Annotated in this window: 20 protein-coding genes; 7 read left to right on the top strand and 13 right to left on the bottom strand. The window is 62.3% G+C overall.

The window, feature by feature from the left end:
- Window positions 1-49: 49 nt before the first annotated feature.
- Entirely contained in the window at window positions 50-979 is a 930-nt protein-coding gene (locus B5G16_RS03960; protein ID WP_087261375.1) for a DUF1848 domain-containing protein, read from the top strand.
- A 57-nt stretch (window positions 980-1,036) separates the two neighbouring features.
- On the opposite strand, the gene B5G16_RS03955 is transcribed toward B5G16_RS03960, so the two are convergent.
- The 8 genes from B5G16_RS03955 to B5G16_RS03920 form a co-directional block, all read right to left on the bottom strand.
- A complete protein-coding gene (locus tag B5G16_RS03955) occupies window positions 1,037-1,330 on the bottom strand; it encodes a helix-turn-helix domain-containing protein (protein ID WP_087261372.1) in 294 nt (97 codons plus the stop codon).
- A gap of 226 nt (window positions 1,331-1,556) precedes the next feature.
- Window positions 1,557-2,504, bottom strand: coding sequence for a hypothetical protein (locus B5G16_RS03950; RefSeq protein WP_087261369.1), 948 nt, complete (start codon window positions 2,502-2,504; stop codon window positions 1,557-1,559).
- Between the two features lie 55 nt (window positions 2,505-2,559).
- Entirely contained in the window at window positions 2,560-3,684 is a 1,125-nt protein-coding gene (locus B5G16_RS03945) for a site-specific integrase (RefSeq protein WP_087261366.1), read from the bottom strand.
- 203 nt (window positions 3,685-3,887) lie between these two features.
- Window positions 3,888-5,246 (bottom strand): tRNA uridine-5-carboxymethylaminomethyl(34) synthesis GTPase MnmE, encoded by a 1,359-nt coding sequence (gene mnmE, locus B5G16_RS03940; protein ID WP_087261363.1) that lies wholly within the window; start codon window positions 5,244-5,246, stop codon window positions 3,888-3,890.
- Window positions 5,246-6,619: a lytic transglycosylase domain-containing protein gene (locus B5G16_RS03935; protein ID WP_087261360.1), complete on the bottom strand. Its 1,374-nt coding sequence runs from the start codon at window positions 6,617-6,619 to the stop codon at window positions 5,246-5,248. The genes mnmE and B5G16_RS03935 overlap by 1 nt, the downstream gene beginning before the upstream one ends.
- A gap of 3 nt (window positions 6,620-6,622) precedes the next feature.
- Window positions 6,623-7,792, bottom strand: coding sequence for a DUF5683 domain-containing protein (locus B5G16_RS03930; RefSeq protein ID WP_087261357.1), 1,170 nt, complete (start codon window positions 7,790-7,792; stop codon window positions 6,623-6,625).
- Window positions 7,793-7,805: 13 nt separating this feature from the next.
- Window positions 7,806-8,678: a ParB/RepB/Spo0J family partition protein gene (locus B5G16_RS03925; RefSeq protein ID WP_087261355.1), complete on the bottom strand. Its 873-nt coding sequence runs from the start codon at window positions 8,676-8,678 to the stop codon at window positions 7,806-7,808.
- Window positions 8,679-8,745: 67 nt separating this feature from the next.
- Entirely contained in the window at window positions 8,746-9,516 is a 771-nt protein-coding gene (locus B5G16_RS03920) for a ParA family protein (protein WP_087261352.1), read from the bottom strand.
- A 351-nt stretch (window positions 9,517-9,867) separates the two neighbouring features.
- Here B5G16_RS03920 and B5G16_RS03915 point away from each other — a divergent pair, with 351 nt between their 5' ends.
- From B5G16_RS03915 to B5G16_RS03890, 6 genes are all read left to right on the top strand, one after another.
- Window positions 9,868-10,779 carry a CPBP family intramembrane glutamic endopeptidase gene (locus tag B5G16_RS03915; RefSeq protein ID WP_087261350.1) on the top strand — a complete coding sequence of 304 codons (912 nt, stop codon included), beginning with the start codon at window positions 9,868-9,870 and terminating at the stop codon, window positions 10,777-10,779.
- A 59-nt stretch (window positions 10,780-10,838) separates the two neighbouring features.
- Entirely contained in the window at window positions 10,839-11,771 is a 933-nt protein-coding gene (locus B5G16_RS03910) for a hypothetical protein (RefSeq protein ID WP_239405948.1), read from the top strand.
- A gap of 4 nt (window positions 11,772-11,775) precedes the next feature.
- Entirely contained in the window at window positions 11,776-13,179 is a 1,404-nt protein-coding gene (locus B5G16_RS03905) for a peptidylprolyl isomerase (RefSeq protein ID WP_087261347.1), read from the top strand.
- Between the two features lie 3 nt (window positions 13,180-13,182).
- Complete coding sequence (locus B5G16_RS03900) at window positions 13,183-15,645, top strand: OstA-like protein (RefSeq protein WP_087261344.1); 2,463 nt, start codon at window positions 13,183-13,185, stop codon at window positions 15,643-15,645.
- A 73-nt stretch (window positions 15,646-15,718) separates the two neighbouring features.
- The gene (locus B5G16_RS03895) at window positions 15,719-16,222 is read left to right on the top strand and encodes an NUDIX hydrolase (protein WP_087261341.1); all 504 of its coding nucleotides are present in this window, start codon (window positions 15,719-15,721) and stop codon (window positions 16,220-16,222) included.
- 36 nt (window positions 16,223-16,258) lie between these two features.
- Window positions 16,259-17,740 (top strand): mechanosensitive ion channel family protein, encoded by a 1,482-nt coding sequence (locus B5G16_RS03890; protein ID WP_087261339.1) that lies wholly within the window; start codon window positions 16,259-16,261, stop codon window positions 17,738-17,740.
- On the opposite strand, the gene B5G16_RS03885 is transcribed toward B5G16_RS03890, so the two are convergent.
- The 5 genes from B5G16_RS03885 to B5G16_RS03865 all read right to left on the bottom strand — a co-directional run bounded on the left by B5G16_RS03885 (window position 17,730) and on the right by B5G16_RS03865 (window position 23,551).
- Window positions 17,730-19,391: a putative transporter gene (locus B5G16_RS03885; RefSeq protein WP_087261336.1), complete on the bottom strand. Its 1,662-nt coding sequence runs from the start codon at window positions 19,389-19,391 to the stop codon at window positions 17,730-17,732. The two genes, B5G16_RS03890 and B5G16_RS03885, sit on opposite strands and share 11 nt — an antisense overlap.
- Before the next feature lie 33 nt (window positions 19,392-19,424).
- The gene (locus B5G16_RS03880; RefSeq protein ID WP_087261440.1) at window positions 19,425-20,114 is read right to left on the bottom strand and encodes an HAD hydrolase-like protein; all 690 of its coding nucleotides are present in this window, start codon (window positions 20,112-20,114) and stop codon (window positions 19,425-19,427) included.
- Between the two features lie 236 nt (window positions 20,115-20,350).
- A complete protein-coding gene (locus B5G16_RS03875) occupies window positions 20,351-21,646 on the bottom strand; it encodes an acetyl-CoA hydrolase/transferase family protein (RefSeq protein WP_087261333.1) in 1,296 nt (431 codons plus the stop codon).
- A 4-nt stretch (window positions 21,647-21,650) separates the two neighbouring features.
- On the bottom strand, window positions 21,651-22,967 hold the full coding sequence (locus tag B5G16_RS03870; protein WP_087261331.1) for an aminotransferase class I/II-fold pyridoxal phosphate-dependent enzyme: 1,317 nt from the start codon (window positions 22,965-22,967) through the stop codon (window positions 21,651-21,653).
- Window positions 22,964-23,551 (bottom strand): indolepyruvate oxidoreductase subunit beta, encoded by a 588-nt coding sequence (locus B5G16_RS03865; protein WP_087261328.1) that lies wholly within the window; start codon window positions 23,549-23,551, stop codon window positions 22,964-22,966. The genes B5G16_RS03870 and B5G16_RS03865 overlap by 4 nt, the downstream gene beginning before the upstream one ends.

Below are 23,551 nucleotides of genomic sequence, written 5' to 3'. Positions count from 1 at the left end.
GCCTCGGGTGCCGTCTGCAAAGTGCGGCGAAACGATAAAATGATTCGCGATGATACTGAGCGTCAGCAGAAGAACCGATATTCCTGCCTTCTATTCGGACTGGTTTTACAACCGAATCCGGGAGGGGCAGGTGTGCGTCCGGAATCCGATGAACCGGCATCAGGTCAGCAAAATCCGGCTTTCTCCGGATGTGATTGATTGCATTGTCTTTTGGAGCAAGAATCCGGCGCCGATGCTGCCGCGTCTGGGTGAACTTGCGGACTACATGTACTATTTCCAGTTTACGGTCACTCCATACGACAGGGAGCTGGAGATGGGGCTTCCGCAGAAGGAGTCCGTGATCGAGACGTTCAGACTGCTGTCCGACCGGATTGGCCCCAAGCGGGTCATCTGGAGGTATGACCCGATTCTGTTCTCGCAAAGCATGGACGTCCAATATCATCTGCACGGTTTTGAGGCAATCGCCAAACGGTTGGCATCCTGTACCCAAACCTGCGTGATCAGTTTTGTGGATCTGTATCAGAAGACGCGGCGCAATTTAAGGACGACAACGGCCCGGGAACCGAGTGCGGATGAAATCACCCGATTGGCTGCGGGTTTGGCCTCCATTGCATCAAGCTATGGCATCCGGATTCAGAGCTGCGCGGAACGGATAGACCTGGAGCCGATGGGCATCCGGCATGGCCGATGCATCGACCGTATGTTGATTGAAGAGCTGCTGGGGTGCAGGTTGGAGGTCGCCAAAGACAGGAACCAACGGCCGGAGTGTGGATGTGTGCAGAGTGTGGATATCGGAGCCTATGATACATGCAGCCACGGCTGTCTGTATTGCTATGCCAACACCGATACGAAGACGGTGTATCGGAATCGGGTGTTGCATGACCCGACGTCGCCGTTGTTGATCGGCCGTATGGAGGAGGGTGATGTTGTAAAGGAGCGGGTGATCCGCTCGTTTAAGGGGAGCGATGCGCTTTTTTAGGGGTAGATAATCCGGCCGCCCCGATGGGCTTGGGACCGGTCGGACCGATGCGTGCCGCTATCTCGGACGTTGTTTGCGAAGGACGAACTCGGTCGCCTCGCGATCCTTCTGTTCGGCGGTCCGCACGGGATTCTGCAGCAGCCACTGTTCGAGCTCCTCGCGCAGGAAGTAGACATTCTTGCCGTGAGGCTTGTAGTGGGGGATGCGGGCGCTGTGGGTGAGTTTGTACATGTAGCTCGGTGAGATGCCTGTGAAGTCGCAGGCTTCGGAAAAGTTCAGGACATTCTTCTGTCCGCGCAGCAGTTGTTCGATGCGGTCGAGACGTTCCTCGACGGTTAGACTCATTTGCATAAAAACACAATTTAAAAGGTTTGACAAAGGCGTTGCACAACGCACAGGCTTGTAATTACAGAGACAAAAAAACGAAGAAAAAAGGCTGGCGACATTGTCTGCCAACGTTTCCGCTTGTTTGGACAATCTTTCCCATCTTTTTCCCGCGTACTGGCACCCTGCAAACACGACGGCGGAACCCCGAAAAGGGAGACATTGTCCGTGCCTGTCGGCGTCTACGGGCAGGCTATGACTGCGCGGCCTCCAGGGCCCGGATGCAGTCGAGAATCTGCTGCTCGCGTTTCGCGTCAATGATGTCGGCCATCTGCTTGGCCGCCGAGAGATCCTTGGCCGTAAGCGGTTTGCCCAGCTTCGAGAGGAAGCATCCCTTGGCTCCTGCCACGCGCTGCCACTTCGGGGTGATGAACCGCGCGGCACTCAACGATTCGAGCAGCAGCGCCAGCAGCTTGTTGTGGGTCGTCTGCAACGGTTCCGGGAGTTGGCAGGCGAGCAGCGACTCAACCTCCGGTCGGGTGACGTCGCGCCGGAAGAGGCCGATGCGGTTGATGTGTTCGGTCAGCAGATCGAGCTGGCGGTCGGTAAGGCGCGGCGAGAAGTCCTCCGGCGTGGGGTCGAATCCCGTGCGGCTGCGGTTGATGGCGCGGCGTTTCTCGGCCTGCACCTGCAGGGCGGTTTCGCGCTCCCGGGCCTGCTCCAGCTCCTCCTGCCGCTGCCGCGTGAAGCCGGCAATCTCCGCAACGGCGCTCTGCACCTCGTCGAGCCGGGCGTTGAGGTCGTCCCGTATGGGGGCAGGGTAGCGGTTGTAGAGGTACGCGAAGGTCTGGTCGATGCGCCGCTGTTCGTCGCGCGTGAAGTTGCCGTAGGCCAGCCGACGTTCGTAGTCGCGGTGCTGCTCGTCGAGGTAGTGGCGGACCTCCGCACCGGTGAGTCCGCGGCACTCGATCTCGCTCTCCAGGTAGTGGAGCGTGAAGCGGGGATCCTTGAAGAGAACGACGCAGAAGGTGAGCCAGCTGAAGAGGACGACCAGCGCATAGAAGATCGATCCCGGCACCATCCAGATCCAGCCCAGCAACCGGCTCCGACGCGCGAGTTGCGCGCGTACGCTCCCGATCCATGCACGAACCCTGCTGTTGGCACGACGGTGCGAGTAACGGATGTATTCGATGCGGTTCATGGGCGGTCGGTTGCGGTGCGGGGGTGAAGGCTGAAGCCCCGTCTTCCAAAGATAATCATAATTCCGGAATCCGGTTCACCGCTTCGCGTTTCTTCTCGTCCATAATCTGCGCATAGACCTGTGTGGTCTTCAGCTCGCGGTGGCCGAGGAGCTTCGAGAGGGTGTAGATCTCGGTACCCAATGAGAGCTGGAGCACGGCGAAGGTGTGGCGCCCGCAGTGGAAGGTGATATGCTTCGTGATGCCTGCCTTCATGCACCATTCGCGCAGCGCGAGGTTGTGCCAGGCGGAGTATTTCAGCCCCGAGAAGACCCGCTCGTCGGCCCTGCCGCGCGGCCCCATGTAGCGCACGGCCTGCTCGGAGATGTCGAGGTACTCCAGACCGCGGGTCTTCTTCTGGCGGAAGACCACGCGCGTGCCGCCGTCGAACTCCTGCACCTCGCCCCACGTCAGCTTGTTGATGTCGCTCCAGCGCATGCCCGTCAGACACGAGAAGATGAAGGCATCCTTTAGCACCGGGTAGGAGCAGTCGGTCTTGACCAGCCGCTGCAGCTCCTCGACCGTGAGGTATTCGCGGTGGACGTCCTCGGTTCGTGTGGCCTTGACCCCCATGGCGGGCGATTGGGTGACGATCCCCTCCTCGACGGCCCGGTTCAACGCCGCCTTGAATTTCAGAAAGTAGCTGTTCTGGCTGTTGGCCGAGAGGGCGGTGCCGCTCTTCGTGCGGGCCTCCTTGGCGAGGTAGTTGCGGAATCCCTCGACGAACCGTCGGTCGATCCGTTCGAAGGTGGTCTCCGTCCCCGCATAGGCGATCAGGTGTTTCAGCATGCTGTCCCAGTTGCCCCAGTTGCCGGGCGAATCCTTGCGCTGCTCGACCATGCCGCGGATAAATTCGACCAGGTTGGTGCGGATCTTGAACTGTCCGGCGAACCCGTACTGCTCGTTCTGCTCGTCAAGCAGCCGTTTGGCCTTGACCTTTTCGGCCATCTCCAGGTTGATCTTGTTGTGATCGCGCTCGGCCTTGTTGCGGGGTGTGGTGTAGAGGAAGTATTCGAGGGTCTCGAATTTGCGGCGGTGCTTGATCCGCCCCTCCTCATCGCGCGTGTAGCCATAGTAGTACTCCAGCACCAGCGAGGTGCGTCCCGTCGAGCGCTGTGGTTTTTGATGAAGTTTGATTTCCATGGTGTCGAGGTTTTGGTTCAGGGCAAAGATAGAAAAATATTTTTACACTTTTTTACACCTCGGCGTTTTCGAGGTGTAAATGGAGTGTAAAATTTACACCTCTACGGCAAAAACGAACTCTAGAAAATCGCTCGATTTTCTGTTGTAATTCGTTGATTTATTGGTAATTATTCTGCGTTTTGCTCGATTTTTCTTCGGTCGAGTTACTTTCCGATGCAGAACTTTGAGAAGATATTGTTCAGAACTTCGTCCGGGGCGATAGCCCCACGTCCCGTGATCTCGCCCAGATGCCGGATCACCGGCCGGATCTCTTCACTTAACAAGTCCGCCGGAAGCCCTTCGTCCAGACTCTCCATGGCGCGGTGCAAGGATTCACGCGCCGCCGTCAGAGCCTCGTAGTGGCGGCTGTTCGATACTACCGCGTCGCCGTGGTACAGCCCCTCCGTATCGACCGCATTCCGCAGCGCTTCACACAACGCCTCGATCCCGTCTCCCCGTTTGGCCGAAATCCCAAGTACTCCCTTCGGCAACCGGAAGCCCTCCGGTAAAGCATCTGTCTTGTTGACCACCGTCAACAACCGCTGATCCGGACGAAGCGTGAATTCCGGTTCCGATGCCTTCGATCCGTTCATCGTCCGGGCGTCGAGCAGGTGGACCACCACCTGCGCCCGGCGGATGCTCTCCATCGTGCGTTCGATGCCCATACGTTCCAGCCGGTCGCCCGTCGCACGGATTCCCGCCGTGTCGAGAAACCGGAACAGCACACCGCCGATATTGGCCCGCTCTTCGATCACGTCGCGCGTCGTGCCGGCAATCTCCGAAACCATCGCGCGATCCTCATTCAGCAGCCGGTTCAGCAGCGTCGACTTTCCGACATTCGGAGCTCCCACGATCGCCACCGCAACCCCCTCCTTGATCGCATTGCCCAGGGCAAAGGAGTTGCGCAGCCGCTCGATCTCCGCGCCGATGCGCTCCATCGTCTCGCGCAACGCCCTCCGGTCCGCAAACTCCACATCCTCCTCCGAGAAATCCAGTTCCAGTTCCAGCAGCGAGGTAAGATTCAATAATTGGTCCCGAAGCTCCTCCAACTCTTCGGAGTAGCCGCCGCGCATTTGGTTCGTGGCCAGCGCATGCGCCGCGCGGTTCGACGAGGCGATCAGGTCCGCCACGGCTTCGGCCTGCGAGAGGTCGAGTTTCCCGGCCAGGTAGGCGCGGATCGTGAACTCTCCCGGCCGGGCCATGCGGCCGCCCGCAGCGATCAGCAGGCGGAGAATCTCCGAAACGATGTACGGGGAACCGTGGCACGAGATTTCGACCGAATCCTCGCCCGTGTAGGAGTGCGGAGCCCGGAAGACGGTCGCCAGTACGTCGTCTACCACGCGTTCGCCGTCCGGAATCCGGCCGTAGTGGACCGTGTTCCCGGCCGCAGCGGCCAACGCCTGCCGTCCCCGGAAGATCCGGTCGCAGAGCGACAAAGCCTCCGCACCGCTCACGCGGATGACCGCGAGGGCTCCCCCGGGAGCCGTCGCCGGGGCGACGATCGTATCGTGATCCGAAATCATTACCGGCCTTCGATCCGGAGCCGTTGTCCGATCCGGAGCTTGTGTGCGTTCTTGATGTTGTTCCAGCGCATCAGTTGCGAGGTCGTCACGCGGTAGCGGCGGGCGATGGCGCCCAGCGTATCGCCCTTCTTGACCACGTAGATCGTGCCGCTGCGCTCCTGGCGTTTCTTGTCGATGTTCGCCGGGTTGATGTACTCTTTGAGATACATCGAGTCCTTGGCCTGAATTTCAGGCTCGTGGGCGATGTATTGCGCGATGTTGCGTTGCGGGAGCACCAGCGTGTAGGCTTTGGTCGTCGCCGGGATGATGTCCAGTTTGTATTGCGGGTTGAGTTGCCGCAACGTTTCCAGCGGGACGTCGATCGTCGAGGAGATCTGGTTCAGATGCATCAGCCGCGCGATGTGCAGCGTGTCCACCGAGAGCGGAATCGGCGCTTCGGTCGGCTCGATCTCGTGGAGCTGGTGGTAGGCATAGGCGTAGGTCGCGCCGATGAAGGCCGGGACATACCCGCGGGTCTCGCGCGGCAGGTAGTCGTAGATCTCCCAGAAGGTCTTGCCGCCCGAACGGGCCATGGCCTTGTTGACGTTTCCCGGACCGCAGTTGTAGGCTGCGATGGCCAGCGTCCAGTCGTTGTAGATCTTGTAGAGGTCTTTCAGGTAGCGGCACGCAGCCTGCGTGGCCCGGTAGGGGTCGCGGCGCTCGTCGACCAGCGAATTGATTTCCAGTCCGTAGCTCTTGCCCGTCGTCGGCATGAACTGCCACAGCCCCACGGCGCCCATCGGCGAGACCGCCGTGGTCGACAAGGCCGATTCGATGATCGGCAGGGCCCGCAGCTCGACCGGAAGTTCCGCCCGGAGCAATGCCTCCTCGATGATCGGGAAGTAGTATTGCGACATGCCGAGGATCCGGCTGATCGTCCCCGAACGCGGGTCGATATAGCGGTTGATGTAGTTCTTGACGATTGCGTTGAACGGCAGTTGGATCGGCGAGGCCAGATCCAGCAGGCGCCGCGCATAGACCGAATCGGGGGTCTGGTCGGCGATCACCGTCGAATCTTCGAGGATGTAGCGTTTGAAGAATTCGTCGTAGGCGTCCTGCCGCTGCCGTTCGCGCCAGACGGCCAGCAGCGAGTCGGCCTGTTCGGCCGTCAGCCCCAGCGTGATGTCGTTCAGTTCGGGCTCTTCTGCCACGGGTGGCGTCGGCTCTTCCACGGGTTCCGGGCAGACGGTCCGCAACGTATCCGCAACGGTTGCCGGAACGGTCTGTTCGCTCCGGGACTTTTTATCGCGTTTCTTCTTGCGCGGGCTGCGGTCGAGACCCCATGCCGGGGCGGAGAGGGCGGCCAGCAGGGCGAGTATCAGGAGTTTTCTCATCGTCTAAAAGTTCAGGCTCAAATTGAATCCGAAGACCGGACGGTTGCCGCCCAGCGTCGGAACGTACGTGTAATTGACCAGCGGTTCGAGGTTCATCGACAGGTCGTCCGAGATGTCGTAGTCTTTCAGGTGGGCGTCGACATGGGCGTCGATGATTTGCAGGACGTAGAGCGCTCCCGAAATGATGATGCACAGGTCGCGGTTGCGCCGGTAGTTGTCGCGCAGGTTCTTGATGAAGTCCGACGAATAGCGGCCCCGAAACTCGTCGGTCGGGCCGTTCGGATAGTTTTCGGGATGCTGTTCGTAGTCGGCCAGCAGGTTGTAGGCCTTCTTGAAGCGTTGGAAGCCGCGGTTGTTCCAGTCGATGCAGTAGATCATCGAGGCGAATCCGCCGACGACGAACGGCACCTTCCAGTAGCTGCGGTTGTAGATCTGGCCCGCGCCGGGGAAGATGCACGCCAGCGTGGTGGCCTTCTTGACGCTCGACACGTCGTTGGTCTTGTAGCTCACCGCGGCGTCGCCGATGAAGTAGATGTACGAGGCGATCGTCACTCCGAGGTAGATCTGCCGGCGCGTGTTGCTGCGGATCATCTTGGTTTGCAGCGCGTCGAGTTCGGGCGTGCGCGACAGGCTCACGTTCGTGTAGGAGTTGTACTGGCGCCGCAGCGGCTTGTAGATTTTGTTTTCGTGGATGTAGAGCCCCAGTCCCGTGCCCACCAGTCCGTAGAGGATCGGGAGTTTCCAGTACTGTTTGTTGTAGATCTGTCCGTATCCGGGCAGGACGGTCGAGATCCAGCACACCTTCGAGAGCGACATCGAGTCGCTCATGAACCACCCCTTCTTGTAGACCTTGCGTTTGGTCGTGGTGTCGATGCCGTGCAGTGCGGCGTCGTAGCGCGCCAGTGCGATCGAGTCGAGTTCCAGCAGGTCGTCCGTGCGCAGCATTGCCACGGCTGCCGAGTCGATGGGGTAGTCGAGCGTCTGGGCCGAGTCGATCCGCAGGGCGAGCTCCGCGAACCGGATCGAGTCGCGTTTGGCCCGCAGCGAATCCGGTTTCTGGAACATGCCGCCGCGCACGATGCTGCGTGCGCTGCGGGGCAGCTGTGCTTCGGCGGCCTGCATTCCCAGCAGGAGACAGCCCAGGAGCGGAAGGAGGAACCGGATTTTCGACATGGAAGGCTGCGGTTTAGGGGCGTTTGGCAAATCGTTCGATGAAGCGTTCGATATCCCGGTCGTCGTCGAAGCCGATGACGATCTTGCCGCCGCCGTTTTTCGCGCGCTTGATCGAGATCTCCTGCGAGAAGATCGGTTCGAGCGCCTCGACCAGCCGCGAGTAGCTCTCGGGATACTCTTCGTCCTCCACATTCTGTGCCTCTTTGGCGGGGGTTTCGGCGAGCGTGCGCACCAGCTCCTCGACCTGACGCACCGAAAGGTCCTTTCTGATGCAGCGTTTCAGTACCCGCAGCTGCTGTTCGGCCGGTGCGCCGGCGATGGCCTTCGCATGGCCCATCGAGATGAGCCCCTCTTTGAGAGCCAGCTGCACCTCGTCGGGGAGTTTGAGCAGGCGCAGGTAGTTCGAGACCGAGGAGCGTTTCTTGCCGACCTTTTCGGAGAGGGCGTCCTGCGTGAGGTGGCACTCGTCGATCAGGCGCTGCATGCCCAGGGCGATCTCGATGGCGTTGAGGTCCTGGCGCTGGATGTTCTCCACGAGGGCCATGGCGTGGAGGTTCTCGTCGTCCGCCTCGCGGATGTAGGCCGGGAGGGTTGTCAGGTCGGCGCGCTGCGCGGCCCGCCAGCGTCGTTCGCCGCTGATGAGGATGTATTTCCCGTCGTCGGTCTTCTTCACCGTCACGGGTTGGATGACCCCTAACTGGCGGATCGAATCGGCCAGTTCGTCGAGGGACTCCTCGTCGAACTGCGTGCGCGGCTGCGTAGGGTTGGGTATGATGTCGGCGATTTCGATCTCGGCCATCCGGCTCATGGGTTTGAGCTTTGCGTCGATGGGCTCGCTGCCGAAAATGGCGTCGAGACCCCGGCCTAATCCCTTCTGTGCTTTCATGACTTTTCGCGTGTTATTATAGGGTGCCGGATGGAGCCCCTTGCATCGGGACCCTTCTCCGGAGTTTTCAGTTGCGTTTCCGGCGGTTGCGTTTCAGAAACTCCCGGGCCAGGTTCAGGTAGTTCTCCGAGCCCACGGCCCCGGCGTCGTAGAGCATGACGGGCTTTCCGTGCGAGGGGGCTTCTCCCAAACGGATGTTGCGCTGGATTATTGTGTCGTAGGCCAGTTCCCCGAAGTGTTCGCGGACCTCGGTGACGACCTGATTGTTCAGGCGGTTGCGCATGTACATCGTCAGCAGGAAGCCTTCGATGTCGAGCGACGGGTTGAGCCCCGACTTGACCTTGCGGATCGTGTTGAGCAGTTTGGAGAGCCCTTCGAGCGCGAGGTATTCGCACTGCACGGGGATCAGCACCGAGTCGGCCGCGGTGAGGATGTTGACGGTCGTGTATCCGAGCGACGGGGAGCAGTCGATGAAGATGTAGTCGAAGCGTTCGCGCACGGAGTCGACGATGCGTTTCATGACGAAGTGGGCGTTCTCCATCTTCGGCAGTTCGGTGTCGGCGGCCACCAGGTCGATCGACGAGGGCAGCAGCCAGAGATTCTTCACGTCGGGGCTCCGCAGGATGACCTCTTCGGCCTGTTTCTGGCCGGCGAGGCATTCGTAGATGCCTTCGAGGTTGATGTCGAAGCCCAGTCCCGAGGTGGCGTTGGCCTGCGGATCGGCGTCGAGCAGCAACACCTTTTTGCCCAGCAAGGCCAGCGATGCCGCCAGATTGATGGCCGTCGTGGTCTTTCCGACGCCGCCCTTCTGGTTGGCCAGTGCGATTACCTTTCCCATGTTTCAGATTCGGTTTATAAGCAGGCAAATTTACGCAAATAATATGGCCCGTGCAAATCCGGCGGGGTGATTTCCCGAAAAGCCCGCAGGGAAGCGGATGGGAGGGGCTTCGGCGGCGATTGCGGCAAGAATTTCCCGACGTCCGGGGCGCTTAACCGAATTTTTCGTATCTTTGGAGCGGTTCCGCGCCGGAACGGCGCCGCAGGCAGAGGCTTTCGGCGGTCGCCGCCGTGCGGAATCCTCCGGGATTCCCGGAGCGACGTCCCGAAGGCCCGGGCTTCCGGGACGGCGTTCGGACCCGGAAGCCGCTCCCGACGGCAAATCGGGAAGATTTTCAGATCCATACGCATCATGAAGGAAAAGATTGAACAGAAACCGGCGGAGCATGCGCCGGAATCCGCAGCCGGAGTCTCCGCCCCGGAAATCCGTCCCACGGCAAGCCGCTTTCCCACGATCGGGGACCTGCTGGCCATGCTGGGCATCGCCCTTGCGGTGCAGGTCGTCGTCGGGGTGGTCGGGCAGCTGCTGGCCGCCGCATACGGACTCGACTTCAAGACGGCCGCCCCGAACGTCCTGGCCCGGATGACCGCCGTCCTCTACCTCGTGTCGATGTCCGTCACGCTGGCCGGGGTGCTCTATTACCGCCATCTCCGCGGCGGCCGCGGGTCCTGGGCGCATTTCTCGCTCCGCGGGCTCAACCCCACGCTGCTGCTGTGGGCCTTCGTGCTGATCTTCGCCGTCGGCATCGTCCTCGAACCGCTGCTGCGGCTGCTGCCCGACCTGAAAATCGATTTCGGGCGCGGCTTGTGGGCCATCCTCTCGCTGGTCGTGCTGGCGCCTCTCTTCGAGGAGTTCCTCTGCCGGGGCGTGATCCTCGGATCCCTGCGCGCCCGCTACGGTGTTACGGTGGCCTGGCTCGGCTCCTCGCTCTTCTTCGGCGTGCTCCACGTGCAGCCCGTGCAGGTCGTCAGCGCCACGGTCATCGGACTGATCCTCGGATACGTCTGTCTGGCCACCGAATCGCTCTGGTCGGCGATCATCCTCCATGCGCTGAACAACGCCGCCGCCTACCTGCTCATGATCCTCTTCGTCACACCCGGCGGCGAAACCCGGAGCACGCTGCTCATCGACCTGATCCATAGCCCCGTCCTTTACGGAATCATCTATGTCGTGGCGGTGGTCCTCTGCCTCGTCTCGGGATGGATGATCTGGCACGCCCTGCATCGCATGAAGGAGGCGGAGAAAAATCGCTCCGCAGCGTAATATTCCGGCCGCAATGTGCGTTACTTACAAGTAAAAAACCTATCTTTGCCATCCGAAAGATGAGTTTGCGGGCGAAAATAACGATCGCGGCGAGTGCGTTGCTGCTGGCGGGTTGCCGGGAGCTGCCCCGCTATTTCACCAGCGACACGACCATCGCCCGCGCCGGCGGCAAGGAGCTGCGCATGCGTGACGTTCGTTCGGTGGTCCCGCAGGGGCTGTCGGGCGACGACAGCGCCGCCTTCATGAAGGTATACGTCGACCGCTGGATCGTCAAGCAGCTCAAACTCGAAGAGGCCGAGACGCTCTTTTCGTCGTCGGCCGGCGACATCGACCGCATGGTCGAGGAGTACCGGCAGGCGCTGCTGATCCGCCAGCTGGACCAGCATTACGTCGACCGTTCGATCGACACGGTCTTCACCGACGACGAGATCGCCGCCTACTACAAGGCACACAAGGCCGATTTCCGGCTCGACCGGACGATCGTCAAGGGGCGGATCGTGCAGTTCGATGCCGGATACCGCCAGGCCGTGAAGCTCAAAACGCTGATGGCGGCGAAAACCGGGGCCCAGCAGCAGGATTTCAGCGATATCTGCGAGAAGAACAACTTCACGGTCAATGATTTCCGCGACCAGTGGATCGACTTCCCGGAGTTTTTGAGCTACCTCCCGACGCTGCGGTCGCAGAACTACGATCCGGTGCTGGCCTCGTCGGCCGTACAGGAGATGCGCGACAGCCATTCGCGCTACTACTTCCAGATCGATGCCGTGATGCGCGAGGGGGAGGCGATCCCGCTCGAACGTCTCCGGGACAACATCCGCCGGATCCTCTTCAACCGCCGCAAGAGCGAGATCATCCGCCGGCACGAGGAGGAGCTGTGCGCCCGGGCGCGGGAGAACGGTGCGGTGAAGGTCTTCGAAGAGCGGCACAAGACCGCGGGAACGGATGCGGCGGAGTCGGAAAACGAATCAACGAAACAAAACGATAAACGATAGCGAAATGTTGAAAAAAGGTATACTGGGTGTGCTTCTTGCGCTGTTGTTCGCGGGAGCCCTGGCGCAGAAACGGCAGGTGATGCTCGACAAGGTGGTCGCCGTGGTGGGCGGATCTTCGATCCTCTATTCCGAGGTGGCGGATTACGCCCGTCAACTGACCGAACAGCGCCGGCAGGAGGGTTACACCTCGGACCGTGACCCGATGAACGAGGCGCTGGAAGCGTTGATGACCCAGAAACTCCTCTACAACCAGGGACAGATCGACTCCGTGCAGGTCAACGACGCCGACATCATGTCGCGCGTCGAGGATCAGGTGCAGCAGATGATCGACATGGAGGGCTCGATTCCGGCCCTCGAAGCCAAACACCACATGCCGATCTTCAACATCCGCGAGATCATGCGCCAGCGCTACGAGGAGCAGGCCTATGCACAGTCGATGCAGAGCGAGGTGATGAACAAGGTCTCGGTGATTCCGGGCGAGGTCGAGCGCTTCTACAAGTCGATCTCGAAGGACAGCCTGCCGACCATCGCCGACCAGTACGTCTATGCGCAGATCACCAAGTTCCCCAAGTCGATGACCGCCGCCAAGCAGCGCACCCGCGAACGCCTGCTGGACATGCGTGAGCGTGTCATCACGGGCGGCGCGAAGTTCGAGAACCTCGCGCGGATGTATTCGCAGGACGGTACGGCGATGCGCGGCGGTGAGATGGATCCCTCGCCGCTGGCGAGTCTCGACCCGTCGTTCGCCGCGGCGCTCGAACCCCTCAAACCGGGACAGATCTCCGAGGTCGTGGAGTCGCAGTTCGGGTTCCACATCATCCAGATGCTCGACAAACGGGGGCAGCTCTACCACTTCCGCCATATCCTGCTGCGTCCGGTCTATACCTCCGAGGAACTGGGCGAGTCGCTGAATCTGCTGGACAGCATCGCCGACCTGATCCACAAGGATTCGATCACCTTCGAGGCGGCGGCCCTCAAATATTCGGACGACGCGGCCTCGAAGATGAACGGCGGCATCGTCTCGAACCACGACATTCTGGAACGCTTCAACGCCTTCGACGCGAAACTCACCGTCACGAAGTTCCTCAAAGAGGATTTCGGCCGTTTCAAGAGCCTGGACGACTACAACGCGCTGCGTCGTCTGAAACCCGGCGAAGTTTCGGATGCCTACCTCACGGAGGACATGCTGGGCAACCAGATGGGCAAGATCGTCAAACTCGTCGCGGTGATCCCCACGCACACGGCCTCGCTCAACGAGGACTACCTGCGCCTGGAAGAGATGGCCTTGCAGGAGAAGCAGGAGCGGGTCTTCCGCGAGTGGCTCTCGAAGAAGATCGATGCCATGTACGTCTACATCAGTCCGGAGTTCCGCGACGGGGAGTTCGAAAACAAACATTGGGTGAAATAGATCGTGCGCAGACTCCTCTCCATAGCCATTGTGGCGCTGTCGGCGGTTGTCGTCGTGACGGCGCGCAGCGGCATGCAGGCCCCCGAACAACCCGAGGGGGAGAAGAAACTCATCGATCTGAAATCCGACCTGATGGGTCCGGTGGCCCCGGGCGATTCGGCGGTTTTTCTGGTGGGGAACTTCGCCGCACAGCACAACGGGGCGGTCATCACGTGCGACTCGGCCGTCCGCTATTCGGACATGCGGATCGAGTTCTTCGGCAACGTGCTGATCAACAAGAATACGACCTACATCTATGGGGACCGTGCCGAATACGACGGCAATCTGAACGAGGCGCGGGTCTATTCGCATATCGTGAAGGTCGTCGACGGCGACGCCACGCTCTACACCTACAAGTTCCTCTTCAATACGAAGTCCAACGTGGGCGAATTCGCCGACGGCGGCGTGCTGACCAACCGGGAGAGCCTGCTCGAAGCCGTGCGCGGATACTACTACGCCGACACGAAGGAGCTGGTGGCCGTCGATCAGGTCGAGATGCGCAACGAGGAGTACGAACTCAAAGGCGACTCGGTGGTCTACAACATGGCCACGGACAACGCCTACTTTTTCGACCGGACGAACATCTGGAACCGCGACGGCGACTACCTGTATGCCGACCGGGGCTCCTATGAGAAACTCGACACGCTCTACATCATCACCCGCAACGGCTACATCCTGACCGAGAAACAGGAGATTTGGAGCGACAGCCTCGATTACTACCGCATGCGGAACCACGTGATCATGCGCCATGACCTGCAACTCGACGATACGGAGCGCAAGGCCATCGGGTTCGGCGATTACGGCGAATATTGGAAAGAGCCGGGAAATGCCTTTCTCACACGCCGTCCGGCGGTGGTGAGCTACGACCGCTCACAGGGCGATTCGCTCTTCCTGCGGGCCGATACGATGCTGCTCCTCACGATCAACACCGAGGCGGAGCGTCGGGCGGCCGAAGCCGCACGAGCCGATTCGCTGGCGCGGATGCGTGCCGATTCGCTGCTTCGGGCCGCGGAGCGGGGCGGCGAGTTGCCGGTCCAGACGGCCGATTCGCTGGCGCAGGAGCCGGGAATCGGTGCCGACAGCCTCGGCGGGGAGCAGCCGCTGTTGCCCGGAGCAGTCGAGCCGGGCGATTCGCTGGCGCGTCCCGAACTGCCCGATTCGCTGCGGGGAGCGGCGGTGGCCGATTCGGTGGCTGCGGAGCGTGTGAATCCGCTCGATACGCTGGTCGGCGATGCGCGGAAGGCCTATCTCAAAGAGCAGGCCCGGAAGCGGAGAGCCGAGGAGAAGGCGGCAAAGGCCGAAGCCAAGAAGACGCTGCTGGCCGAGATCGCGGCCAAGCGTCAGGAGAAGGCCACGGCGAAGCTGTTGGCCCAGAAGGAGCGCGAGGAGCGTCGGCTGGCGGCCCGCAAACTGAAACTCGAATCGAAACTCCGGGCGCGGCAGCTCCGGGCGGCCCGCAAGGGGAAGAAGCGGCCGATCGATCCGGCGGAGCTGGCGGCATTGCGCGAACTCGACTCGTTGATCCGACGCAGCGTCGAGGAGCAGGATTCGCTGATGCTGCTGATGGCCGACTCGCTGGCGGCCGCGGACTCCGCGGCGATGGTGATCCCGGCCGACACGACCGATTCGGTGGCCATGCCGGCGGACTCGATCTACCGGCTGATGAAGGGTTTTCGCAACGTGCGGATTTATCGGTCTGATTTTCAGGCTGTCTGTGATTCGATGACGTCGATCAGCACCGATTCGACGATTCACCTCTATATCGAACCCGTGTTGTGGAACGAGGCCAATCAGATCACCTCCGAGGTGATGGACATCTATACGGCCAACCAGCAGATCACGCATGCGGAGTTCGTGGGAAGCCCGCTGATGGTCTCGCAACTCGACACGACGCACTATAACCAGGTGGCCGGCAAGCAGATGACGGCGTGGTTCCGCGACAACCAGATCTACCGCGACGACGTGAACGGAAACGCCCAGACGATCTACTACATGCAGGATGGCGAACCGCCCCAGATCACGGGTGTGGGCGTCATCGAGAGCGGCGATGCGTCGTTCTTCATCGAAGAGAAGCAGATCGTGACGATCATCTATCGGCAGGACCCCACATGGAACATCTATCCGATCGACAAGGTCCCGGCGGATCAGGAGCTCTATCTGAAAGGCTTCAAGTGGGAGGGGGCGCGGCGTCCGGCGCAGCGCGATGTCTTCGACCGTACGATCCGGCCGTCGCTGCGAAGCGAGAAGTCGCAGCTTGCGCATCCGAAATTCCCGCTGCGGCAGGCCCTTGAAGAGCGCAAGAAACGCTACATCGAGGAGCGCCGCTGGACGGACCGCAACGATCTGGTCGATCCGGCCACGGTGGAGTGGATGCATGCGCTGGGCTTCGAAGTGGGGCAGCCGCGCGAGTCGGGCCCGGAGTTGTGAGTCTCCGGGGCGCTGATGGACCTGACGACCGGATGCCTTTTCCGAATGATCCATATTCCTAAATACCCTTGCCATGCCGAAAAGCGACAATAGCCGGGAACTCTTCCCGGTGGTGGACCTTGCGGGTCGGGTCGTGGGGAGCGCCACGCGCGGCGAATGCCACAACGGCTCGATGCTGCTGCATCCGGTGGTGCACCTCCACGTCTTCAATTCCCGCGGGGAGCTCTACCTGCAACGGCGTCCCTTGTGGAAGGATATCCAGCCCGGACGCTGGGATACGGCTGTGGGCGGACACGTCGACTACGGCGAGTCGGTCGAAGAGGCCCTGCGGCGCGAGGTGCGCGAGGAGTTGGGTATCGTCGGCTTCGTCCCCGAAGCCGTGGCGGTCTATCCTTTCCGTTCGGAGCGCGAATACGAACTGGTCCACGTTTTCCGCACGGTCTACGACGGGGAGGTGCGCCCGAGCGACGAGCTCGACGGCGGCCGTTTTTGGACCGCGGCGGAAATCCTCGAAAACCGCGGTAAAGGCCTTTTTACTCCCAATTTCGAGGGGGAGGTATCCCTGATTCTGAAATAGAACGCACCCCGGCCCGGAAATTGCGGGTCCCGGGGTATGCAAACACTGCTGAAACGTTGGACTCATGCCCTGCTCGAATGGCTGGGCGTTACGACGTCATCCGACGACACGCTGGACCGTTGGGTGGCCTTCCTGCTCGTGCTGCTGGCCGCCGTGCTGCTCGACCTCTTCCTGCAACTGGTCGTCGTGCGCGGCATCCGCCGGCTCGTGGAGCATACCCGCATGAAGTGGGACGACAAACTGTTCAGCGTGCCGGTGCTCAACCGCACGTGCCACGTCCTGATCGCCATCCTGCTGACGATCGTCCTGCCGATTCTCTTCGACGACGGATCCGCGGCACAGACCGTCGTGCTGCGCTTCACGCAGGTCTGTATCGTCGTCACCTTCCTGCGGCTGGTCAATGCCCTGCTGTGCGCCGCCTTCCACATCGTCTCGCTGCGCCCTTCCTGGCAGAACAAGCCCATCAAGGGGCTGCGGCAGACGGCCCAGGGGATCGCTTCGCTGATCGCCGTCATCCTGATCGTCGCCATCCTGATCGACAAGTCGCCGGTCAAGCTCCTCACGGGGCTCGGCGCCTCGGCGGCCGTGCTGATGCTGGTTTTCCGCGACAGCATCATGGGTTTCGTGTCGGGGATTCAGCTCTCGGCCAACAACATGTTGCAGGTCGGAGACTGGATCTCGGTCCCGAAGTACGGCGCCGACGGAACCGTCGAGGAGGTGTCGCTCACGACGGTCAAGATCCGCAACTGGGACAATACGCTGGCCATGCTGCCTCCCTACCTGTTGACGACGGACTCCTTTACGAACTGGCACGCCATGCAGTTGTCGGGCGGGCGGCGGGTGATGCGTTCGGTCTCGATCGACATGACCAGCGTACACTTCTGCACGCCCGAGATGCTGGACCGCTTCCGGCGGATCGATCTCCTGCGCGACTATATCGACCGGACCGAACAGCGCCTCCGGGCCTACAATGCGGCCCACGGCATCGCACCCGGCGAGCGGAAGATCAACGGTCTGCATCAGACCAATCTGGGGGCCTTCCGCGCCTATCTGCTGCGCTATCTGGAAAGCGAGGTTCCGGTGAACAGGTCGATGACGCTGATGGTCCGTCAGTTGCAGCCGACCGAAACGGGAATTCCGATCCAGCTCTACTTCTTTACCGATACGGTGGTGTGGGAGGAGTACGAGGGGATCCAGTCGGATGTCTTCGACCATGTGTTGGCGGTGATTCCCGAATTCGGACTGCGGGTCTTCCAGAATCCCGCCGGTTCGGATGTCGCGGCTCTGGGCGATTTCATCCAGGCGGATCCGGAGTCCGCACAGCCGGACTCTCCGCAGCCGGACTCTCCGCAGCCGGATGCTCCGCAGCCGGACCGGTTTGCTCCGGATTCGGACGTGACCTCTGCCTCTGTTCCGGGGGCTGCCCCCGATGTCTCCACAGCTTCCGCTGTCTCCGCCGTCCCCGCCGCTTCTGCTCCCGCTTCCGCCGCCCCGAAGGTCCCGGAGCCTACAACGTGAGCATCAGCAACACCTGAATGACGATCACGCGCAGGAACATGCAGACGGGATAGACCGTGGCGTAGGAGACCGAGGGATTGTCGCCTTCGATGGTGTCGTTGGCGTAGTTGAGGGCCATGGGGTTGGCCATGCTGCCGCAGAGCAGTCCCGAGACGGATCCGAAATCGACCTTCTGGACCCGGAGCGCGAACAGCCCGACCAGCACCACCGGTACGAACGTCAGGAAGAGTCCGGCCGCGAGCCACAGCACCCCTTCGGGCCGCATGACCGTCTCGAAGAAGTGCTGCCCGGCGTCGAGCCCCAGACAGGCGAGGTACATCGAGAGCCCCAGGGCGCGCAGCATGAGGTTGGCGCTCTGCGTCGTGTAGGTGATCATGTGCAGGCGGGGTCCGAACGTGCCGATCAGGATGCCGACGATGATTGGACCTCCGGCAAGCCCCAGTTTGACGGGGATCGAGATGCCCGGAATCGACACCGGGATGCTTCCGAGCGTGAGCCCGAGGATCAGCCCGATGAAGACCGAGATGAGGTTGGGTTCGTTGAGGCTCTTCACGGCGTTGCCGAGGATCTTCTCCACGTTGCGGATCGCCTGGGCCTCGCCCACGACGGTCAGTCGGTCGCCCAGCTGCAACCGCAGGTCGGGCGTGGCGAGCAGCTGTACGCCCGAACGGTAGACGCGGCTGATGTTGATGCCGTAGTTGTTGCGCAGGCGCAGTTGTGCGAGTTTCTTGCCGTTGATTTCGGGCCGCGTGACGAGGATGCGCTGCGAGATGAGCTGGCTGTCGACGGCGTTCCAGTCGATGTTCTCCTTGTTCCAGTCCTTCTGCTCCTGTTCGCCGAAGATCATCCCGAGGGCTTCGGCTTCGCCGGGGGTGGTGATCACCAAGATGACGTCGTCCTGTTGGAGGGTCTTGTCCGACGTGGGGATCGAGACCCGCCCGTCGCGCCAGACGCGCGAGATGACGAAGCGGTGGTGGCTCTGCACGGCGATGTCGTGGACGCTCCGGCCGAAGAGCGCCGGATTGGTGATGTGGTAACTGGCGATGAAGACGTTCTTGCGGTGTTCTGCATCGGGCCCCGGCAGGTCCGCGGGGCGGACGAAGAAGCGGCGCAGGAAGGCGATGGCCAGAATCACCCCCACGACGCCCAGCGGATAGGTGACGGCACAGCTCAACGCCGCGCCGCTGTCATCGAGCCCCAACTGTTTGAGCACCTGCTGTGCGGCTCCCAGCGCCGGGGTGTTGGTCGTTGCGCCGCACAGGATGCCCGACATGTCGGGCATCGCGATGCCGAGCAGGCAGCTCATGCCGGCGGCTGCGGCCGTGCCGAGAAGCACGAGCCCGATGGCCGGGGAGAGGAGCCGCAACCCGTCGGAGCGCATCGAACTGAAAAAGCCCGGTCCGACCTGCAAACCGAGGGCGTAGACGAAGATGATGAGTCCGAAACTCTCGGCGTAGGTCAGCATCGCCGGGTCGAGTTTGAGTCCGAAGTGCCCGGCGAGAATTCCCGCGAAGAAGATGAAGGCCGTGCCGAGGGAGATTCCGAAGAGGCGGATCTTCCCCAGACCGATTCCGATTGCGGAGATCAGCGATATCACCACGACGGCTTGCAGGGCCGAGGGTTCGAGGAGCAGGTCTTTGAGCCATTCCATCGTTGGGGCGGTTGAAAACGCTGCAAAAGTAGGTCAAATTTTCCGGATTACAGCCTTTTTCGGCCGAAAAGTGTCGGTTCCGAGCAACAGCTTCCGCAGCGCGTCGACATCCGCGGCGAAATGGCCGGGCCGTGCGGCTTCCAGTTCGCCGGGTGCGGCGTATCCCCAGCCCACGGCCACCGAGTCGAGTCCCGTGGCGGCGGCACCTTCGATATCGTAGCGGCGGTCGCCGATCATCACCGCCTCCTCCGGGGCGATTCCCAGTTGTGCGAGGGCATGGCGGATCACTTCGGTCTTGGTGGTGCGTGCGCCGTCGAGCGCACTTCCGGCGATGAGGCGGAAGTGGCGGGCGATGTCGAAATGTTCGGCGATCCGCCGGGCGAAGGGCTCGGGTTTCGACGTCGCCATGACGTTCGCGCACCCCGCGGCCGCCGTGTCGGCCAGCAGCTCCGGAATCCCGGGGTAGAGTTCGTTCTCGAAGATCCCCTTCGGGACGAAGTATTCGCGCATCTTGGCGATGGCCGCGGCCGTATCGGCGTCGTCCATGCCGTAGCGTTCGCGGAACGAGTCGGCCAGCGGCGGCCCGATGAAGGGGCAGAGTTCGCGGCGGTCCGCCACTTCGATGCCGAAGTGGCGCAGGGCGTACTCCACCGAGCGGGTGATTCCCTCCATGGGGTCGGTCAGCGTGCCGTCGAGGTCGAAGAAGAGGTATTTGCGGAGCATGGCCATGCGGGGGTTCGGGTTTCTGTCGGCAAAGATAGGCAAAAAGCCCGGTTTCCACAGCAGAAAACCGGGCTTTTCGTGATGTGAGCGGCGGGTTGGGGCGGTTGCGGATGCCGAAAAGCTCCCTGTGGCCCCTCCCTGCGACTCCTCCTTGCGACTCCTCCTTGCGACTCCTCCCTGCGGCCCCTCTCTGCGACTCCTCCTTGCGGCCCCTCCTCGCGGCCCCCCCCCTCGGATCACCCCTTCATGCGCAGGAACGAATAGCCGTAGCGTTCGGCGGCGGCGCGTTCCAGCTCTTCGCGGACCGACGGGTGGGCGATCGAGATCAGCGCCCGGGCCCGTTCGGCGAGGTTTCTGCCCCGGAGGTGCGCCACGCCGTACTCCGTGACGACGTGCTGGATCATGTGGCGCGTCGTGACGACACCGGCTCCGGGCGTCAGCAGCGCCTTGATCTTCGACTCGCCCTTCGGGGTCATCGACGGTATGGCGATGAAGGTCTTGCCCCCCTCGGAGAGCGACCCTCCGTACATGAAGTCGTGCTGGCCTCCGACACCCGAAATGATGCGCTCGCCGACCGAATCGGCGCACACCTGCCCCGTGAGGTCGACCTCCACGGCCGAGTTGATGGCCATGACCTTCGGGTTCCGGCGGATGCGGAACGGGTCGTTGGTCCACGCCACGTCCTTCATCACCAGATCCTTGCGGTAGTCCATGTAGTCGTACAGCCGGCGCGAACCGAGGGCCAGCGAGGCCACCGAGACGCCGGGCATGACGACCTTCTGCGAGTTGTCGATCACGCCGCTCTCCAACAGCGGCAGTACGCCGTCGGTCATCGCTTCGGTATGGAGACCGAGGTGTTTGTGGTCTTTCAGCGCCCCCAGCACGGCGTTCGGGATGCCGCCGACGCCGATTTGCAACGTCGCACCGTCGGGGATCAGCTCGGCGATGGCCTGCCCGATGCGGAGTTCGGTCTCGGTCGGCACGGCCGTCGGGACCTCCACCAGCGGAGAGTCGACCTCCACGGCCGCTGCGAAGCGCGACGAGTGGATGACGGCATCCCCATAGGAGAAGGGCATGGCACGGTTGACCTGCGCAATGACGGTCCGGGCGCACTCCACGGCCGAGACCGCGAGGTCGGCCGAGACGCCGAACGAACAGTAGCCCTCGGCATCCGGAGGCGAGACGTTGACCAGCGCCACGTCGAGCGGAAGGGTACCGTCGCGGAACAGCCCCGGGATCTCGCCCAGAAAGGCCGGGATCGACTGCCCGTAGCCGTCGGCGAGCCAGCGGCGGATGTTGTTGGCTACGAAAAGACTGTTCACAAGGAACGACTCCCGGAATTCGGGACGGCAGTAGGGGGCCTCGTGCGCCCCCACGGCAAAGGCCGAATAGACCTTCACGCCCCGCAGCTCTCCGCCGCGGTCGGCCAGCGCCGCAACGAGCACTTCGGGAATCGACGTGCTGCCCTGGATGTAGATGCTGTCGTTCGAACGGATGAGTTTTACCGCCTCCGCGGCCGTGGTGTATCGCATGACTCTATTTTAGGGGGTGGTTTTCGGCAAAGGCTTCGAGGCGCCGGTCGAGCAGCTCGAACTGCTCCGGACGGTTCATCTGCGAGACGCAGACCCGGATGCCGTGCTGTCGGCTTCCCGTCGAGGAGAGCGAGATGGCGCAGACGCCGCACAGCAGCAGTTCGCTCAACAGTTCGGAACTGGTCATCGCTCCGTAGCCGATCGTGTAGAAGAATCCGTCGCCGATCTGCTCGTCGCGGTCCTTGTCGTAGACGATGCGGAATCCGTGGCGGAGGAAGGTCTCCTTGGTCAGCCGCGCCCGGCGTGCGTATTCGGCGGTTTCGCCCACGAAGTCGAGCCGTCCGTCGGCCGCCGCGCGGAACATCGCCGCCAGGGCGTGCTGCGCCGAGTGGCTCGTACCCGAGGAGGCAGCATAGAGGATCGTCAGCACGTAGGCGTCGCCCAGATGTCCGATTCCGTAGCGTTCGCGCAGCGCCGCATATTCGCGCCGGAACAGTGCGTCGGAGATCGCCGCCACGGCAATCCGCTGTCCGGCGTAGCTGAAAATCTTCGACCCGGAGATCAGCAGGATCCAGTTCTTCGTATAGCGGGCCACGGTGGCCTGGTAGGGAGCCTCGAAGGGGCGCCCGAGCGGTTTGCGGAAGTCCATGCATAGGTAGGCCAGGTCCTCGATGACGATGGCGTCGTAGCGTGTGGCCAGTTCGCCGATCGTGCGCAGCTCCTCTTCGGTGAGGCAGACCCACGACGGGTTGTTCGGGTTCGAGTAGACGATCGCCGCCACATCGCCCTGCGCGAGGTAGCTTTCGAGCTTCGGGCCCAGCTTTTCGCCCCGGTAGTCGTAGATGTCGAACGAATCGCCCGGAATGCCGAGGATGCGCACCTGGCTCCGCTGCACGGGAAAGCCGGGGTCGATGAAGAGGATCTTCCGCTTCCGGGGATCGAGCTGCGAACAGAGCAGGAAGGTCGTGAAACTCCCCTGCATCGACCCCACCGTGGGAATGCAGCCCCGGGGGTCGATCTCCACGTCGAGGTAGGCCCGGATGAAGCGGGCGGCCTGCTCTTTCAGCTCCGGCAGTCCGTACATGTTGGGATACTGCGAGGCGACGCCGTTGGCCAGCGCCCGGCATTCGGCCTCGACGCCCACCTGCGCGGGCGGAAGCCCCGGAACGCCCATCTCCAAATGGAGAAACTCCTCGCCCGTCGCGCGCTCCATGATGCGGGCGATGTCGCCCGACTGGCGGATCGTCGCCCGGGCGATGTCCGCGATGTCCATCTGTTCCAATGCGGCGTGCAGATAGGAACGGTCGTAGGGCGCTTTCATCGTGCGGTCTGTTTTCGTGCGGTTTCGTATCCCGCGCGGAAGGCGGCGAGATTCGCCTCGACGACCGCCTCGCCCTTGCGGGCGAAGATGTCGCGGATGCCGGCTTCGAGCTGCCCGGCGTCGATGCCCAGCAGCGGTGCGGCAGCCCCCAGCAGCGCCATGTTGGCCGAACGCGGCGATCCCGCCTCGCGGGCCAGGGCGTCGGCATCGAGCGTGACGACCTGCGGCAGCGCCTTCAATTCGGCTTGCAGCGCCGCCTCGTCCGGGTAGTTCGGAATGTTGATCACCGGCACGGTGTTGGTCACGACCCACCCTTCGGCCGCGAGCCACGGCAGGTAGCGCAGCGACTCCATCGGTTCGAGCGAGATGATCAGGTCGGCGGCGCCCCGCGGAATGAGGTCCGAACGGATCTCCGACGAGGAGATCCGCAGGTGCGACTGCACGTCGCCGCCGCGCTGGCTCATGCCGTGGACTTCGGCCTGCTTGATCTGCAACCCTTCGGCAAGGGCCGCACGGCCTATTACGGTGGCGATCGAGAGGATTCCCTGTCCTCCCACGCCCGAGAGTATGATGTCTTTTTTCAT

It is taken from the genome of Alistipes sp. An66 (assembly GCF_002161445.1).
In the GTDB taxonomy this organism is placed as follows: Bacteria; Bacteroidota; Bacteroidia; order Bacteroidales; family Rikenellaceae; genus Alistipes; species Alistipes cottocaccae.
The sequence above is the reverse complement of the archived record's forward strand: the minus strand, read 5'-3'. Positions and strand labels throughout refer to the sequence as shown.

What these genes read in the sequence shown, in the direction of transcription:
- B5G16_RS03960 (WP_087261375.1), top strand. Translation starts at nt 50, where the DNA reads ATGATACTGAGCGTCAGCAGAAGAACCGATATTCCTGCCTTCTATTCG.
- B5G16_RS03955 (WP_087261372.1), bottom strand. Translation starts at nt 1,330, where the DNA reads ATGCAAATGAGTCTAACCGTCGAGGAACGTCTCGACCGCATCGAACAA.
- B5G16_RS03950 (WP_087261369.1), bottom strand. Translation starts at nt 2,504, where the DNA reads ATGAACCGCATCGAATACATCCGTTACTCGCACCGTCGTGCCAACAGC.
- B5G16_RS03945 (WP_087261366.1), bottom strand. Translation starts at nt 3,684, where the DNA reads ATGGAAATCAAACTTCATCAAAAACCACAGCGCTCGACGGGACGCACC.
- mnmE (WP_087261363.1), bottom strand. Translation starts at nt 5,246, where the DNA reads ATGATTTCGGATCACGATACGATCGTCGCCCCGGCGACGGCTCCCGGG.
- B5G16_RS03935 (WP_087261360.1), bottom strand. Translation starts at nt 6,619, where the DNA reads ATGAGAAAACTCCTGATACTCGCCCTGCTGGCCGCCCTCTCCGCCCCG.
- B5G16_RS03930 (WP_087261357.1), bottom strand. Translation starts at nt 7,792, where the DNA reads ATGTCGAAAATCCGGTTCCTCCTTCCGCTCCTGGGCTGTCTCCTGCTG.
- B5G16_RS03925 (WP_087261355.1), bottom strand. Translation starts at nt 8,678, where the DNA reads ATGAAAGCACAGAAGGGATTAGGCCGGGGTCTCGACGCCATTTTCGGC.
- B5G16_RS03920 (WP_087261352.1), bottom strand. Translation starts at nt 9,516, where the DNA reads ATGGGAAAGGTAATCGCACTGGCCAACCAGAAGGGCGGCGTCGGAAAG.
- B5G16_RS03915 (WP_087261350.1), top strand. Translation starts at nt 9,868, where the DNA reads ATGAAGGAAAAGATTGAACAGAAACCGGCGGAGCATGCGCCGGAATCC.
- B5G16_RS03910 (WP_239405948.1), top strand. Translation starts at nt 10,839, where the DNA reads ATGAGTTTGCGGGCGAAAATAACGATCGCGGCGAGTGCGTTGCTGCTG.
- B5G16_RS03905 (WP_087261347.1), top strand. Translation starts at nt 11,776, where the DNA reads ATGTTGAAAAAAGGTATACTGGGTGTGCTTCTTGCGCTGTTGTTCGCG.
- B5G16_RS03895 (WP_087261341.1), top strand. Translation starts at nt 15,719, where the DNA reads ATGCCGAAAAGCGACAATAGCCGGGAACTCTTCCCGGTGGTGGACCTT.
- B5G16_RS03890 (WP_087261339.1), top strand. Translation starts at nt 16,259, where the DNA reads ATGCAAACACTGCTGAAACGTTGGACTCATGCCCTGCTCGAATGGCTG.
- B5G16_RS03885 (WP_087261336.1), bottom strand. Translation starts at nt 19,391, where the DNA reads ATGGAATGGCTCAAAGACCTGCTCCTCGAACCCTCGGCCCTGCAAGCC.
- B5G16_RS03880 (WP_087261440.1), bottom strand. Translation starts at nt 20,114, where the DNA reads ATGCTCCGCAAATACCTCTTCTTCGACCTCGACGGCACGCTGACCGAC.
- B5G16_RS03875 (WP_087261333.1), bottom strand. Translation starts at nt 21,646, where the DNA reads ATGCGATACACCACGGCCGCGGAGGCGGTAAAACTCATCCGTTCGAAC.
- B5G16_RS03870 (WP_087261331.1), bottom strand. Translation starts at nt 22,967, where the DNA reads ATGAAAGCGCCCTACGACCGTTCCTATCTGCACGCCGCATTGGAACAG.
- B5G16_RS03865 (WP_087261328.1), bottom strand. Translation starts at nt 23,551, where the DNA reads ATGAAAAAAGACATCATACTCTCGGGCGTGGGAGGACAGGGAATCCTC.